This window comes from Streptomyces sp. W16 (assembly GCF_033194735.1).
GTDB lineage: Bacteria > Actinomycetota > Actinomycetes > Streptomycetales > Streptomycetaceae > Streptomyces.
In genome coordinates this window covers 1-2,189 of the sequence record NZ_JAWOAI010000928.1, presented here as the reverse complement: position 1 = coordinate 2,189, position 2,189 = coordinate 1, and the positions used below count along the sequence as shown (strand labels likewise).

Sequence of the window (2,189 nt, the reverse complement as noted above, 5' to 3'; positions counted from 1 at the left end):
GACGCGCCCGCCACCGCCGGGCCGCCGCTGACCCGGCCGCTCACCACCGGGCCCGCCGCGCCGCAGCAACTGCACCGCGGGATGACGCTGATCGCCACGATCAGCCTGTTCATCGGCACCCGTGACGCCTGGACGAGGGCGATGACGTCCCGTCCGCCCGTCGCCGGGATCATCTCCGTCTGCTACGCCGGGATCCTGGTCGCCGGAGTCCTGGCCCTCACCACCCGCACCCGGCGCGCCCTGACCAGGGTCGACGCGGGCGTCCTGCTGCTCGCCGTCGCGCTGGTGCTGTGCGGCTACTGGCTCAACCACGCCGGCACCGACGAGGGCGTGCTCACCGCGCAGGCCGCGAACCAGATCCTGCACGGCCACCCCGTCTACGGTCAGCCCTGGCCGTGGCTCTTCGACTCCTCGTCCGTCGGTATCACCAAGACGATGTCGGGCGGCGCCGACTACACCTACGGCTACCCGCCCCTGACCGCGCTGCTCGCCGCGCCCGTCCACGCTGTGATCCACTCGACGGCCGCCGCCACCCTCGTCACCACCGGCGCGCTCCTCGCGGGCGCCGTCCTGCTGTGGCTGCTGCTCCCGGCCCCCTGGCGGTCCGGCGCCACCGCGGTGTGCCTCGGCTTCGGCTTCCTGCCCGGCTACGCCTACTCGGGCTACCCGGCCGTCCTCGCCCTGGTGCTCCTCGTCCCGGTGGTGGTCAGGTGGCCCGAGACCGGAGCCGGCGGCCGGCTCGGACTGCCCGGAGTGCTCCAGGCCCTCTGCCTCGGCGCGGCCTGCGCGACCCAGCAACTCGCCTGGTTCCTCACGCCGTTCCTCCTCGTCGGCCTCTACGCCGTCCGCCGCGGCGACCTCGGCCCTGGGCCGTGTCCGCAAAGTCCCGCCTGCCCCGCGACGCCCAGCATGCACTCTCGCCGCACCGGACGAAAGCCCACGTACAACCAGTACGAGGACTTCCGCCCGGCACGCCGAGAGCACGCACCGGACGCCGTGGGACCCGCCCTTCGGGCGGACGACGGGACTTTGCGGACACGACCCCGGCTCGCCCTCGGCGTGGTCGCCCGCTACACCGGCACCGCCGCACTGACCTGGGCCGCGATCAACGCCTACTTCGCCGTCCAGGACTTCCCCAGCTGGCTGCACGGACTGCTGCTCCCGATCACCCAGAAGGCGATCCTGCACGGCCAGGGCCTGATGGGGATCTCGTACTACTTCACCGCCGGCAGCAGGCACCTCGACTACTACTCCTACGGCAGTCTCCTGCTCCTGTTCGGCCTGCTCGCCGCCACCCTGCTCTTCGTGCGGCGGCTCGGCCCGGCGATCACCGTGCTGCCCTGGCTGAGCTTCTACCTCGCCACCCGGTCCCAGGACGGCTACTTCCTGATGATGACCCCGCTATGGCTCGCCGCTGCCGCCACCGTCCCGGCCGCCGCGCTCGCCTCGGCCTGGCAGCCCCGCATCCCGCACCTGACCGCACGCCCGGCGCGGGCCGTGCTCGCCGCGGGGCTCCTCGCGCCCGCCGTCGTGTGTGTGACGATCGCCGCGGCCAGTCCGCCGCCGCTGCGCATGAACGTCACGGCGGACATCGTGGAGCGCTCCGGGCACCGTGACATCACCCGGCTCGTCGCCCGGGTCGTCAACACGACCGCCACCCGGCTCACCCCCCACTTCGCCAGCCGCCTCGGGCAGGGCGCCTCCGACTGGTGGACCGCCTCCGGCGGCCCGCAGTCCCTGGCCCCGCACGCCTCCGCGACCTACGTCGTGAAGCCGCCCGGCGGTGTCCGGCGGGTGCCGGGCGGCTCGCATCCGCGTTTTTATCTCATCGCCGTCACCGGTACGCCGATGACCATCACCACCGCCCGCATTCCGACCAGTTGACCGACCTTGACGCAAAATGAAAGTCCGTAAATGAGAAAGCCGCTACAACGTTCTCATCTGAGATTGTTATATTGCGCAACCACGCAAGCGAGTCGGGAATCCCGTCTCGTCCGACCCGACATGGCCGCGCGCCCCTGGCCGCAGCACCGACGGCCTGAACGGCCCGACCGTTTTGTGGGAGTGCCAGATGACCGACCTCGGGGACGGCCCCGTGGGACACGCCACGCGCAGCCGCACACGAGGGGTGCCCAGACCGCGGGCGGGTGAGGCCGACGAGCCGCTGCCCACCGGCGGCCGGGCCGCCT

At 72.4% G+C, this 2,189-nt stretch carries 1 protein-coding gene; it reads left to right on the top strand.

What is annotated here, in order from left to right:
- Positions 1–1,884, top strand: a 1,884-nt coding sequence (locus tag R6V09_RS51530) for a hypothetical protein (RefSeq protein WP_317888310.1), incomplete at its 5' end; no start/stop codon positions are given.
- Positions 1,885–2,189 lie beyond the last annotated feature (305 nt).